Genomic DNA, 13,014 nt, shown 5'->3' on the forward strand with positions numbered 1-13,014 from the left:
CGCCATTCAGAACCGGCAGATAACGCGCCTGGGTTCGAACGACCCGATTGACCTCGACGTGCGGTTCGTCGCGGCCTCCAAGCAGGATCTCGAAGCAGCGGCGCAGTCTGGAGGTTTTCGCGCGGATCTCTTGTACCGGCTGAACGTCGTCACCGTTCGCGTTCCCGACCTTCGTGCGCGTCCTGAGGACATCCCGCGCCTTTTCATTCAGCTGGTACATGAGGCCGCGACACGCTACAAACGCCCCGCACCGGATGTGCCCGGCGCCGTGCTCGATCTGGTGGCGTCGCGCGAGTGGCCGGGAAATGTCCGCGAACTGCGAAACGCAGCGGATCGCTTCGCGCTCGGACTCGACCCCAATCTGTCCGATGCCGCGAACACCGTCGACCAATCGCTGGCCAAGAAGGTCGGACAGTACGAGAAGAGCCTCATAGCATCCGCATTGACCGCTCACGGCGGAAACGTGACGGCGGCGCACGAAGCGCTCGGCCTGTCGCGCCGCGCTTTGTACGAAAAGATGCAGCGCTACGGGCTCTCCCGCGACGACTTCACTGACGGGGACGGCAAGTTCGGCTGATCTGGGCGGATCTCCGCACACCCCGGGACCGGTTCTGTGCGGGACACCGCACAGGTGATGCAGAAACTTCGAAGTTTGATGAAAATTCGGGCAATTCAAGGTTGATCAGACTGGCAGGCATTCCGCACAATAGCACGTGTTGGCGCGATGAGTATCGCGCTTCGACTGTCTCGCCGGCGCTTGTGTCGGCTCTTTTGGGAGGATTTTTATATGCGATTCATCACAATGACCGCTGTGGTCGCGATGTCGGCTGGCACCGCCTGGGCCGATGAGCCGATCGACCGTACCGGTTGGCCTGAAAGCTTCACCGTCGGCACGGCGAGCCAGGGCGGCACATACTTTGCCTATGGATCGGGCTGGGCCAACCTCGTCGCCGAGGAACTCGGCCTGTCAGGCGGTGGCGAAGTGACCGGCGGCCCAATGCAGAACATGGCACTGGTCCACACCGGCGATGCACAGTTTGGCATGACCACGATGGGGCCGGCCGCCGAGTCGATTGCCGGCACCAACCCGATTGCGCCTGGTCTTCAGATGACCGGTGCCTGCGCAATGTTCCCGATGTACCAGACGCCATTCTCGATAACCGCACTCAACTCGTCCGGCATAACCACGATTGCCGAGATTCCGCCAGGATCCAAGATCGGATTTGGCCCTGCGGGCTCCACGTCGGACACTTACTTCCCTCGCATAATGGAAGAACTCGGTGTCGACTTTGAGCGCCGAAATGGTGGCTGGACCGACCTTGGCGGCCAGCTGCAAGACGGGCTTATCGACGTCATTGCATTTGCAGCGGGCGTGCCGGTTCCTGCCGTCAGCCAGCTTGAAGTGCAGACGGATGTGAACATCATCGAGTTTACCGAAGCAGAGCAAGCACAGGTCATCGAATCCTTTCCTGTCAGCCAGTTCGAGATTGCTGCCGAAACATACACCACCCTGACATCCGGCGCCCGATCGGTCAGCATGTGGAACTTCGCCATTGCGAATTGCGGTCTGCCGGAAAGTCTGGTCGAGGCGGTCGTCGATGTCGTCATGTCCGACAACGCGCGGATGGTGAACATCCACAAGGCGGCGCGGTCGACGCTGCCCGAACACTGGGACAAGAACAGCGTTCTCAAGTGGCATCCGGGCGCGGCAAAATGGTTCCGGGAGAATGCCGGCGCCGACATTCCGGCTGACATGGTCCACGGCGATTAGTCAGACAATCACCGGAGGGCTCCGGCCCTCCGGCACCCGACACTGATCGCGTGCACCGAGTAAGGGCATTTGGCGGGCAGGCAGCTCGCCTGGGGGGAGAGAACATGACCGATGTTTCCAAAGCAACCGAAGAAGACCGCATGGTCGCCGACGGTATCGACGAGGAGCCCGTAGAAGCCAACCGGCGGCTTTTTCAAGGATGGCGGTATACGTTCATTGCCGGTTTCGCGGCACTCTATGCGGCCTTCCACATGGCGGCGCTCAATGGCGTGTCGATCTCGGAAATGACCGGCATCGTGATCCCGTTCCTTCCACGGTTTCCGCTTGAGACCTGGAACTTTCGGATCGTGCACATTGCCGGGGCTCTCTTCCTGGGCTTTCTGCTTTTCAGTGCCAGCCTGCGCTTCCCGGCCAGCAAATCTGAAGAGACGCCTGCAATTGGCTTCGCGGCTGCCGTTCTCCTCATCCCGGCATTCGTCGCCGTCGGGGCGGCCATCAGCTTTTCCTGGCGGATCGCGAACGGTGAGGTTTGGAACGGCATTGCGCCCGAGTTCCAGAACCCTGAAATCTACTGGTTCGGTCTTCCGCTGCTTGTCGCAACATTCGGCGGGATCATATTGGGCTGGATCCACCGGCGGGAGCGATCAGGTTTTGCATCCCCGGACTTTGTGCTTGGCGTTTGCGCCGTCGCTGTGGCGATCTATCTGATCACGATATATGGGACATTGATGCGAAATTCGACCGGCACACCCTTTGCGCCGATCGGCATTTCACTCGCAGCCCTCGCCGGTACCGCGTTGATCATGGAACTGACGCGGCGTGTCGCGGGACTTGCCCTGGTCATTATCGCGGGCATCTTCCTGACCTATGTGTTCACCGGCCACCTCTTGCCCGGTTTCCTGAACTCGCCGCAGATCGGCTGGGCGCGGTTCTTCAGCCAGGTCTACACCGACGCCGGCATTCTCGGGCCGACGACGGCGGTTTCCTCGACCTACATCATACTCTTCATCATCTTCGCGGCATTCCTGCAGGCATCGAAAGTCGGAGACTACTTCGTCAATTTCGCATTCGCAGCGGCGGGCCGGGCGCGCGGAGGGCCCGCCAAGGTCGCGATATTCGCTTCAGGCCTGATGGGCATGATCAACGGAACCTCGGCCGGGAACGTTGTTGCGACCGGCTCCCTCACGATTCCGCTGATGAAGAAGGTCGGCTACCACAAGAAGACAGCCGGCGCGATCGAGGCCGCGGCCTCGACCGGTGGACAGATCATGCCCCCGATCATGGGTGCCGGCGCCTTCATCATGGCCGAAATCACCGGCATCCCCTACCAGGAGATCGCCATCGCCGCGATCATCCCGGCGGTCCTCTACTTCGTCTCCGTCTACTTCATGGTGGATTTCGAGGCCGCCAAACTCGGCATGCGCGGCATGCGCGATGATGAGCTGCCCAAGCTGAACCAGATGGTGCGACGGGTGTTTCTGTTCATCCCGATCATCATTCTGATCTACGCCCTGTTCGTGGGCTATTCGGTGATCCGCGCCGGCACGCTCGCCACCGTTGCGGCTGCCGTCGTCAGCTGGCTGACGCCCTATCGGATGGGGCTCCGGTCGGTCATCAAGGCTTTTGAAATCGCCGGCACCATGGCGATTCAAATCATCACAGTCTGTGCCTGTGCGGGTATTATCGTCGGCGTCATCAGTTTGACCGGCGTTGGCGCACGGTTCTCGGCGCTGTTGCTGGGCATCGCCGAGAGCTCGCAACTCCTCGCACTGTTTTTCGCCATGGTGATCGCCATTCTGCTCGGCATGGGCATGCCGACGACAGCGGCCTACGCGGTCGCGGCCTCCGTCGTGGCCCCGGGCCTCGTGCAACTGGGCATTCCTGCACTCACGGCCCATTTCTTCGTCTTCTACTTTGCTGTCCTGTCCGCCATCACACCGCCGGTTGCGCTCGCCAGCTATGCCGCCGCCGGCATATCGGGCGCCAATCCCATGGAGACGTCGGTGACGTCGTTCAAAGTCGGCATTGCCGCCTTCATCGTGCCATTCATGTTTTTCTACAATGGCGCCATTCTGATGGACGGCACCTGGCTTGAAGTCGGGCGCGCGGGAATCACGGCGATCGTCGGCGTTTTCCTTCTATCCAGCGGCGTTCAGGGCTGGTTCGTCAGCACGCGTTCGGCGTGGTTCATTCGCCTCGCACTGATCGTCTCGGCTCTGTTTATGATAGAGGGCGGCTGGATCACCGATATCATCGGCCTCGGGATCGTGGCCTTGGCATTCCTGGTGCAGAAGACCTTTACGCCTGACCCCAATACGCAAATCCGGGTGACGGGAGCTGACTGACAGTGACCGCCAGCCATGCCCTGACAGAATGGAACGCAGAGACATTCCTCCATGGCTTCGACGGGGCCCTGCAACTCGATGGCGACCAGGGCTACAATCGCCCGACGCGTCCGTCCCGCAAGGGCGGCGATCCGATCCGTGTGGCGCATTGCTGGACGCATGCCAGTCGGCACGAGTGCTTTTGCGTTGAAGGCGAAGGGATCATTAAGGATATGGCGACCGGCGAGGAACACCCGCTGCGGGAAGGCGTGATGTACGCACTGGATAAAAATGACAAGCACAGAATAATTGCGGTCAAAGATATCCGGTTGGTCAGTGTCTTCACGCCAGCCTTGCAGGGCCATGAAAGCCACAATCTCGCAAAGGCAGGAGCTTCAACTTATTGAGACATGTCTTTGCCTTCATCCTTGGCAACCAGGACAAGGCCGGTAATCACAAGAACAGCCCCGGCCAAAAACGCGGGGGTTATTGCGTCTCCCAAGAGCGCCCAACTGAAGACCACACCAAAAATCGGTGCCAGAAAGGAATACGCTGATAGCTTTGAGGCCGAGTGCTGCTTTAGAACCCAGAAGAATATCAGATAACTTGCGAAGGCAACTAATACCGATTGGAATGCCAGTGCGGTGAGAGTTTCAAGATGGCGTGGGACGGTCCATTTCTCACCCGAGCCAAATGAAAGCACCGGGAGAAGAAATGCCGAACCGAGTAGCTGGAAGTACAGAGCCGCGCTCGCGGGAACGTTAATCAAGCTGGTCGTCTTTATCAGAAGGATCGTTGCCGCCCAGGCAGCAGCTGCACCAAGCGCAAACAAATCGCCGGAAATGTTCCCGTTCCCGACGCTTCCACCCCGCCACAGCACCAGGGCCACACCGGCAAAAGCAAGACATAGCCCAAGGAGACCAAGGCGTCCGATCCGTTCGGCCGGGAGTATTAGAGCTGTTCCGGCCGCGATCATGATCGGTGCCGTGTAATAAAGGATCGTCCCTCGCGATGCTGTTGTGATGTCCAAACCAACAAACAGCAAAGCGAAGTCCAGCGTGAATAGAGCACCGAGAGCCGAGGCCTGCCATAAACTGACGCCCATCTTCCAGGGCGGGGTTCCCTGATAGATGAACCACGCTGTCATGAGGCTGGCAGCGATGATCGATCGCAGCGATGCCTGGTAGATGGGGGCTAATTCTTCATTGCCGACTTTGATCGCGACTTGCTGCGCACCCCACACTGCAAAAACGGCAACCAGAACCACATATATCCACATTGGGAAGCTACGAGTGTGCGTGTTGATCTCGGTCAAAAGTCCCATCCTCTCCATGCATCTAGATTCCATGGAGCTAGTGGATTTGAACCGATTGAGCTAACGAGGTAAAACAAAGAGGTGTTTAGCTGTGCTAAAGAGGCTCCATGGTTTCCAAGCTACCCTTTGAAGCACTTCGCGCATTTGTGTATGCCGCGCAGAGCAACAGCTTCCGGATAGCATCGGAAAAACTGAACATTACACGGGGCGCAGTCACCCAACGTGTGGCAGCCTTAGAGGCCCACCTTGGAGAAACCCTGTTCGCGCGCACGCCCCAGGGCATCGAGCTCTTGCCCGCTGGTGGAGCGTTGCTTGAGCGTGTCGCTGGTGCGGTTGAAACCATCGAGACGAACCTGGTTCTTTCGACTGCCAAACAAAGACTGAGAATCCAGACGATCGCGAGCTTTGCAAATCTTTGGCTGATACCGCGTCTTGGCCGGTTTCACGACCGGTATCCCAACATTGAAGTCACTGTTCAAACGAATATCAGATTGGCCAATCTGACAAAAGGCGGCGTCACAGCCGATATTGCCATACGGTACGGCAAGGGGAACTACCCGGACCTTGCTGCCCATCGGGTTCTGAAGCCACGTTTGAGCTTGATCATCTGCCGATCGCTACTTTGCGATCACAAGAAACAAGACGCAAAGGACCTTTTGCGCTCTTTCCCGCTCATACGCGGCAATCATGATTTTGAATGGCATTGTTGGATGGACCGCCTTGGGCTGTCTTCCAAGGAGATTTCTTGGGGTGCAGCCCTTGAGGACGATGCGAACGTTATCGAAGCCGTCTTGGCCGGGCAAGGGATTGGCAGCGTTCGAGAGCTTTACATCGTTGACCATGTCCACGCAGGCAGTTTAGCTGTGATCGGCATAGATGAAGCCCCGGAAGAAGCTTTCTATCTTGTTGGTAATAAAGATCGTATGGCGTGCCGCGATGCCAAAGCGTTCCACAAATGGCTAAGAAACGAGATTGAGCTGTCCAACAAATCGTAAAGTCTGCGCCTGAGACCGTTATCGGCAATGACCTTACCGTGTGAGAGCCTCTGTACTACACCGGTTGCCGCCTGGTCGCGCTGATCGAGATCCCGCCGGCCTGGATCGATCTTTCCGCCGGCACCGTCACCATCCGAAGCCTGAAGAAGCGGCCCGACAGCAGCGGGGCTCCGAAGATCGTCTACAGGGCCGTTCCCGTTCCGGCCGAGTATCTGGACACGCTCAACATCGCCTTTGGCATCCGCGAGGCGCAGAGGACGAAGAAACGGGCAACAGTGCCGATATGGCCGATGACCAGGCAAAGGTGGCAGATCGCCAAGGCCGTCATGATCGAAGCCGGGATCCCCGACGCGCCGCACAGGACGCCGAAAGGACTGCGGCACGGGTTCGGCGTCAATGCGATCCTGAAGAACGCGCCCTTGAACCTGCTGCAGAAATGGCTTGGCCATGCCGATGTGAAAACGACCGCGATCTATGCCGATGCGATCGGCCAGGAGGAACAGCAAATTGCAACACGGATGTGGGATTAGATGTTGGCTCACGCTTGTGGTGGGCTGGCACCACGGCGCGCAACCCGCCTTGTCAGTGACCAAAATCGCCGCGGTCAAATGGTTCAATATCATCGCCCGAGGCTCTAATGTCGGCAAAAAATCAACTGGAGCCGTAAACCAGGTCAGGCAGCCACAGCACCAACGATGGCACGAAGGTCAAAAGCAGCAAGATCCCCAACAGCGGCACCAAAAATGGCAGCGTCGCGCGCACGCATTGTTCAAACGGCACTTTTGAAACACGGGACAGCACGAAAAGCACCATACCCACTGGTGGCGTCAGCAGACCCAGCATCAGGTTCAAGATGACGATGATACCCAAGTGGACCGGGTCGATTCCAAATTGAGTGGCCACGGGCATCAATACCGGAACAAGGATCGAGATCGCGGCGATGGTCTCCATGAACAGGCCTACGATCAAAACCACAGCCATGATCAGCAGCAGCACGACCACTTTGCTCTCGGTAAAGGACAGAACAAATTCCGCGAACTGCGACGCCACCTGATTTGTCGTCAGAATCCAGGCGAAAACCGCCGCCGCACCCACGATCATCATGATCGCTGCCGTTGTCTCGATGGTTTCCAGCGAAATGACCGCCAGCTTGCGAATTGTCAGCGTGCGATACACCAACGTACCGAGGATCAACGCATAGGCCGCTGCGCCAATGGCGGCTTCGGTCGGCGTGAATGCTCCGGAAACAATACCACCTACGATAATGACGGGCGTCAGCAACGGGAGGATTGCTGATTTGAAACGCGAGACGATAGTCGTGGGGCTAAAGCTGGCGTCACGCGGATAACTGCGCTTGCGCGACCTCCACCACACCATGGCTGACAGCGCCAAAGCCATCAGCAGGCCCGGCACAATGCCAGCCAGAAAGAGTTGGCCGATGGAAACCGACGCCATCACGCCAAAGATTACAAGCGGCAGTGAAGGCGGGATGATCGGCCCTATGGTTGAGGACGCCGCGGTAACGCCAACACTGAAATCGTCATCATAGCCTGCCTCTCGCATGGCTTTGATCTCGATGGCTCCCAGCCCTCCTGCATCGGCGACTGCGGCCCCTGACATGCCCGCAAAGATGATACTGGCCCCGATATTAACGTGCCCTAACCCACCGTGCATCCAACCGACAATAGCGCGCGCAAAGCCAAAGATCCGAGCAGTGATCCCAGCTGAGTTCATCAGCGCGCCAGCCAAGATAAAGAACGGGATGGCCAACAATGGGAAGCTGTCCATGCCGTTGACCATGTTGTGCATCAACAGCACCGGCGGCAGGCCGGAATACAGGATGTACGCAAACGAAGAAAGCGCAAGCGCAAACGCGATTGGCACCCGCATCAACATCAGGCCGAACAGGGATACAAAGAGAATGATCAGTCCCATTTGTCGCCCTCGCGAATCAGCTGCTTAAGGCGTGTGAGAATCTGAACGGCTACAACCCCCAGATTTCCAACTGCCAGCACCATTACGGCGGTGTACAGATAGTATTTGGGGAAGGGCAGCGACACCATTTGTTGAAACGAGGTCCGTTGGATCAACTCAGACGCCGACCATACGATCACGGCAAACAGAACGAACGTAACGACCAGAGCAAAGAGATGCACCAGTCCAAGCTTGGGTCCATAGTATTTATCGACGAATTCCAACACGATATGGCTGCCAACAGCCTGACACCGAATGGCTCCGGCAAAGCCCAGCACAATCAGCAGATACCGTGCCGCTTCTTCCGTCCACGCAATGGAATCGTTGAGAACATAACGTGTGAAAAACTGCAGGAAGACCACGCCGAACAGCAGGCCAAACAAAGCAAGCAGGCCCCAATCTGCCAAGGTGATGCGATAATTCTGAAAATGGGCGTCGTCTTCGGCGGCGAGGGCGTCAAAGTCGATTTCGGGCGGGGTTTGGGACATCAGGGCATACCTCGTGCGTGAAGTCCGGACCCGGCATATGGCCGGGTCCGGACTTCACGGATTATTCCTGAATCGCCTGCAGGCGCTCGAACGTATCGGTATCCCAAGGCACAGAGTCGCCGGCCAGAAGAGGCGCAACAGCTTCCATAAAGGGCGCACGGTCCACTTCGTTGACGGCCACGCCCTGTTCACGGAACCAATCTGCCAGTTCGGCTTCAGACTGGACGATTTCATCAGAAGTGGCCGAAGCCGCTTCGGCCAGCGCATCCAGAAGCGCTGGAGCATCGTCGCCCATCTTGGCCAAGGTCACCGGTGAGACCACAACGGCCAGCGAATTGGTGATGTGACCCGTCAGGTTGATGTTCGTCTGCACCTCATAGAACTTCTTGAACTGGATGGTTGGCAGCGGATTTTCCTGGGCATCCACCACTCCCTGCTGCAGCGCCAGATACACTTCGGCAAACGCCATGGGTGTGGGGTTCGCACCGGTGGCTTTCGGGAACATCTGATAGGCAGGAGCGTTAGGCGTGCGGATTTTCAGGCCTTCCATATCGGCTGGCGAAAGGATCGGCTTGTTGGAGGTCACGTGACGCGCACCATAATAGGTCATGGTCGCAATCGTATTGCCGGAGATCTTCTTGTATTCCTCGGCCATCTCGGAAAACAGGTCCGAATTCACATAGGCTTTCCAGTGCTCATAAGAGCGCATGGTGAACGGATAGTCCGAGATACTGATCGGGCCGTAGGACTGCCCCAGAAATGCAACACCGGTGTAGATCGCATCGACCGTTCCCAGTGACAGCGCTTCGTTCAGCGCAGCTTCCTTGCCAAGTTGAGAGGCCGGGAAAACCTCCATCGTGTAGCGGCCATCGGTTTTTTCCTTCAGCAGTTCCGCAGCTCTTTCAGCCGCTGCATGGTACGGGGTCGATGCCTCGTATACATGCCCAAACCGCAGGACATCCTGTGCTAGACCCGTGGTTGCGCTAATAGCAAGCAAACATACTGCACCCACCAGTGACTTGTTGAAGTTCTTCATTTTTTCTCCTCCTAGTTAAGTTTTCCGTCCGTCAATTTTCAGATTGGCAAAAACGGCACTGATCAGTTCGCTGCCAATTCGGGCAAGAACTGGAAATCCCTGAGCGTGTCGGGTTTTATTTCGATCGAAAAACCGGGCTGATCCGGGGCCATGTAAGCACCGTTTTTCACAATGCAGGGCGCTACGAAGTGCTCATGCAGATGGTCCACATACTCAATGCGTTTGTTGTCTTTCTCGCCCGAGATGGCGATGTAATCGATCATCGACATGTGTTGAACATATTCGCACAGGCCGACGCCCCCGGCATGGGGCCAGACCGGTAGATCGTACTTCGCCGCCATCAACATGACGGCCAGCACCTCGTTCAGTCCTCCCATCCGGCAACCGTCAATCTGAACAATGTCGATTGCACCTTCTTTGATGAACTGCTTGAATACAATTCGGTTCTGACACATTTCACCAGTCGCGACTTTGACCGGCGCCACGCCCTCCCGAATGACTTTGTGACCGAGCACGTCATCTGGACTGGTGGGCTCTTCGATAAAAAACGGACGGGCAAAGGACAGCGCTTTGACCCAATCGATAGCCTCATCGACCTCCCACACCTGATTGGCGTCGATCATGATGTTCATGTCCTCACCCAGAACCTCACGAGCGATGGTCAAACGGCGAACGTCGTCCTCCAGATTTCGGCCCACTTTGAACTTGGTATGGGTAAAACCAGCCTCTTTTGCCTCACGGCACAAACGACGAAGTTTCTCGTCGGAATACCCCAACCAGCCAGCCGAAGTCGTGTAGCACGGGTAACCTTCAGCTTTCAGTTTTTTGATCCGCTCCTGTTTGCCAGGTTCCGCCGCGCGCAGCATGGCAAGCGCTTCATCCGGCGTGATCGCATCGGTCAGATACCGGAAGTCAACAAGGCGCACAATCTCTTCGGGGCTCATGTCGCCGACCAGTCGCCAGACGGGTTTTCCGGCTTCTTTCGCCCACAAATCCCACACGGCATTCACGACTGCGCCAGTCGCCAAATGGATTGCGCCTTTGTCCGGACCGATCCAGCGCAACTGGCTGTCACCGGTAATGTGACGCCAGAACCGCCCCATGTCTTCGGTGATCCATCTGAGTTCCAACCCGGTAACCAACGCGCCAAGCGCCTTGATCGCCGTAACGCAGATTTCATTGCCACGCCCGATGGTGAAGGTCAGGCCGTGGCCTTCATGCGCCCCATTGGTTTCCAACACCACATGGGCGGCGGAGTAGTCCGGATCGGGGTTCATCGCGTCCGACCCATCCAGGCTGTCCGACGTCGGGAACCGCAGGTCACACGTCCGAAGACCGGTGATGCGGGTCATGCGCTTGCGACCACTTTCTGATGCTGGACACCCAACCCCTCGATGCTCAACTCCATGTGGTCGCCGGGCTTCATATAGGTCTGCGGGTTTTGCCCCATACCCACACCCGGAGGCGTCCCGGTCGAGATCACGTCCCCCGGTTGCAGCGACATGAATTGCGAAAGATGTGAAATCACCATGGCCACATCGAAATGCATGGTTCTGGTCGAGCCGTCCTGATAACGATGGCCGTTGACCTCAAGGTACATTGACAAATTCTGCGGATCCGGCACCTCATCCCGCGTCACCAGCCATGGGCCGATGGGACCGAAGGTGTCGGCCGATTTGCCTTTGGCCCATTGGCCCGCCCGATGGAGCTGGAAATCACGCTCCGAAAGGTCATTCACCACGCAATATCCCGCTACATGGTCCAGCGCGTTTTCAACATCGACATATTTGGCGTGCTTGCCGATCACGACACCGAGTTCGACCTCCCAGTCGGCCTTAACCGAGCCGCGGGGAATTTCCACCGTGTCGTCAGGACCGCAGATCGCAGAGGTGGCCTTGAAAAAGATCACCGGCTCCTCTGGAAGCTCCATTCCGCTTTCAGCAGCGTGATCGGCATAGTTCAGGCCAATGCAGATGAACTTGCCAACCTGGCCAACACAAGCCCCAATGCGCGGCGACCCCTCAACCACGGGAAGGTCATCGACATCCAGTGTGCGGATCATATCGAGATTGGCATCCGACAGAGCCTCTCCCGCAATGTCACCCACATTGCCAGACAGATCACGGATCGCGCCATTTTCATCCAGCAGGCCAGGTTTTTCTTGCCCAGCCGAACCGTAACGCAGCAGCTTCATGTCAAAATTCCCCTAATCAAACGGTCCAGCCGCCATCGATGGCAAAGGTCTGACCTGTGGTAAATTTCGCCTCGTCGCTGGCCAGATAAACGGCCAACGCGGCAATCTCCTCGGCATCGCCGATGCGGCCCATGGGCTGACGGGCAATGAATTCTTTCAAAGCTTGTTCATAGTTGCCGCTGGCACGCAGGCGGTCATGAAGGCTGGGACTATCGACTGTGCCGGGACAGATCGCATTACAGCGGATACCCTTGGTGACAAAATCAGCGGCAACGGATTTGGTCAGGCCGATCACAGCCGCCTTTGACGCGCAATACGCGAAGCGATTCGGCACGCCTTTCATAGAGGATGCGACCGAAGACATGTTGATGATCGACCCACCACCGCATTCCAACATGCCTGGCAGAACCAGTTTGGCCAGCCGGTACATGGCCTTGACGTTCAGGTCGAAACTGAAATCCCACTGTTCGTCGTCACATTCCAGTATCGAACCCGCACCCACAAAGCCGGCGCAGTTAAACAGTACGTCCAGCTGTCCGACTTTTGAGACGGTTTCGGCCACCGCATTTGCGTCGGTCACATCCAATTTGAGAGCCGTGACCCTGTCCAGGTCTGCCAACTCAGCCAGTTTCGCATCGTTGATGTCGCATGCGACGATGTCTGCGCCCTCGGCCAGATAGCCTTCAACACAAGCGCGCCCGATCCCTTGTCCGGCAGCGGTTATCAAAGTTCTTTTTCCGGCCAAGCGGTCGCCTGTGCGTTTCACAATGTCCTCGCTCCAAATGAGAGGATTTGCGAGAGGGACCGGGTCGCTTCAAAAGCTCTCGCCACCCACAACTGAGGCTGGGCTGGCAGGGTTCCAGATAGCCGTATCAATGGGCCTCCTCAAACCAGCTGCAACCCGATCCTCCTCAACG

The 13,014-nt window shown here is 57.5% G+C and carries 13 protein-coding genes; 6 read left to right on the plus strand and 7 right to left on the minus strand.

Annotation, left to right across the window (positions count from 1 at the left end; genetic code table 11):
* The 4 genes from AC5E6N_RS19240 to AC5E6N_RS19255 form a co-directional block, all read left to right on the plus strand.
* Positions 1-577, plus strand: a 577-nt coding sequence (locus tag AC5E6N_RS19240) for a sigma 54-interacting transcriptional regulator (protein WP_491749333.1), incomplete at its 5' end; no start/stop codon positions are given.
* Between the two features lie 210 nt (positions 578-787).
* The gene (locus AC5E6N_RS19245; protein WP_491690440.1) at positions 788-1,771 is read left to right on the plus strand and encodes a TAXI family TRAP transporter solute-binding subunit; all 984 of its coding nucleotides are present in this window, start codon (positions 788-790) and stop codon (positions 1,769-1,771) included.
* 104 nt (positions 1,772-1,875) lie between these two features.
* Positions 1,876-4,116 carry a TRAP transporter permease gene (locus AC5E6N_RS19250; protein WP_491749334.1) on the plus strand — a complete coding sequence of 747 codons (2,241 nt, stop codon included), beginning with the start codon at positions 1,876-1,878 and terminating at the stop codon, positions 4,114-4,116.
* 2 nt (positions 4,117-4,118) lie between these two features.
* The gene (locus AC5E6N_RS19255) at positions 4,119-4,502 is read left to right on the plus strand and encodes an ectoine synthase (protein ID WP_491749335.1); all 384 of its coding nucleotides are present in this window, start codon (positions 4,119-4,121) and stop codon (positions 4,500-4,502) included.
* Here AC5E6N_RS19255 and AC5E6N_RS19260 read toward each other — a convergent pair.
* Complete coding sequence (locus AC5E6N_RS19260) at positions 4,496-5,410, minus strand: DMT family transporter (protein ID WP_491749336.1); 915 nt, start codon at positions 5,408-5,410, stop codon at positions 4,496-4,498. The two genes, AC5E6N_RS19255 and AC5E6N_RS19260, sit on opposite strands and share 7 nt — an antisense overlap.
* Before the next feature lie 107 nt (positions 5,411-5,517).
* Here AC5E6N_RS19260 and AC5E6N_RS19265 point away from each other — a divergent pair, with 107 nt between their 5' ends.
* Together AC5E6N_RS19265 and AC5E6N_RS19270 are read left to right on the plus strand one after the other, a co-directional pair.
* Positions 5,518-6,405 (plus strand): LysR substrate-binding domain-containing protein, encoded by an 888-nt coding sequence (locus tag AC5E6N_RS19265; RefSeq protein WP_491749337.1) that lies wholly within the window; start codon positions 5,518-5,520, stop codon positions 6,403-6,405.
* Between the two features lie 50 nt (positions 6,406-6,455).
* Positions 6,456-6,935, plus strand: coding sequence for a tyrosine-type recombinase/integrase (locus AC5E6N_RS19270; protein WP_491749343.1), 480 nt, complete (start codon positions 6,456-6,458; stop codon positions 6,933-6,935).
* Between the two features lie 121 nt (positions 6,936-7,056).
* Here AC5E6N_RS19270 and AC5E6N_RS19275 read toward each other — a convergent pair whose 3' ends face one another.
* The 6 genes from AC5E6N_RS19275 to AC5E6N_RS19300 form a co-directional block, all read right to left on the minus strand.
* Positions 7,057-8,340 (minus strand): TRAP transporter large permease, encoded by a 1,284-nt coding sequence (locus AC5E6N_RS19275; RefSeq protein ID WP_491749338.1) that lies wholly within the window; start codon positions 8,338-8,340, stop codon positions 7,057-7,059.
* A complete protein-coding gene (locus AC5E6N_RS19280) occupies positions 8,331-8,867 on the minus strand; it encodes a TRAP transporter small permease (RefSeq protein ID WP_491690214.1) in 537 nt (178 codons plus the stop codon). Before AC5E6N_RS19280 ends, AC5E6N_RS19275 begins: the two co-directional genes overlap by 10 nt.
* Before the next feature lie 61 nt (positions 8,868-8,928).
* On the minus strand, positions 8,929-9,903 hold the full coding sequence (locus AC5E6N_RS19285) for a sialic acid TRAP transporter substrate-binding protein SiaP (RefSeq protein ID WP_491749339.1): 975 nt from the start codon (positions 9,901-9,903) through the stop codon (positions 8,929-8,931).
* Between the two features lie 62 nt (positions 9,904-9,965).
* A complete protein-coding gene (locus AC5E6N_RS19290) occupies positions 9,966-11,255 on the minus strand; it encodes an L-fuconate dehydratase (RefSeq protein WP_491749340.1) in 1,290 nt (429 codons plus the stop codon).
* A complete protein-coding gene (locus AC5E6N_RS19295) occupies positions 11,252-12,097 on the minus strand; it encodes a fumarylacetoacetate hydrolase family protein (protein ID WP_491749341.1) in 846 nt (281 codons plus the stop codon). Before AC5E6N_RS19295 ends, AC5E6N_RS19290 begins: the two co-directional genes overlap by 4 nt.
* A gap of 16 nt (positions 12,098-12,113) precedes the next feature.
* Positions 12,114-12,863 carry an SDR family oxidoreductase gene (locus tag AC5E6N_RS19300; protein ID WP_491749342.1) on the minus strand — a complete coding sequence of 250 codons (750 nt, stop codon included), beginning with the start codon at positions 12,861-12,863 and terminating at the stop codon, positions 12,114-12,116.
* Between the last annotated feature and the right edge of the window lie 151 nt (positions 12,864-13,014).

It is taken from the genome of Hoeflea sp. (assembly GCF_984452065.1).

Bases quoted from the DNA above. Each gene is read 5' to 3' on its own strand.
- AC5E6N_RS19245 (WP_491690440.1), top strand. From the start codon at position 788: ATGCGATTCATCACAATGACCGCTGTGGTCGCGATGTCGGCTGGCACC.
- AC5E6N_RS19250 (WP_491749334.1), top strand. From the start codon at position 1,876: ATGACCGATGTTTCCAAAGCAACCGAAGAAGACCGCATGGTCGCCGAC.
- AC5E6N_RS19265 (WP_491749337.1), top strand. From the start codon at position 5,518: ATGGTTTCCAAGCTACCCTTTGAAGCACTTCGCGCATTTGTGTATGCC.
- AC5E6N_RS19275 (WP_491749338.1), bottom strand. From the start codon at position 8,340: ATGGGACTGATCATTCTCTTTGTATCCCTGTTCGGCCTGATGTTGATG.
- AC5E6N_RS19280 (WP_491690214.1), bottom strand. From the start codon at position 8,867: ATGTCCCAAACCCCGCCCGAAATCGACTTTGACGCCCTCGCCGCCGAA.
- AC5E6N_RS19285 (WP_491749339.1), bottom strand. From the start codon at position 9,903: ATGAAGAACTTCAACAAGTCACTGGTGGGTGCAGTATGTTTGCTTGCT.
- AC5E6N_RS19290 (WP_491749340.1), bottom strand. From the start codon at position 11,255: ATGACCCGCATCACCGGTCTTCGGACGTGTGACCTGCGGTTCCCGACG.
- AC5E6N_RS19295 (WP_491749341.1), bottom strand. From the start codon at position 12,097: ATGAAGCTGCTGCGTTACGGTTCGGCTGGGCAAGAAAAACCTGGCCTG.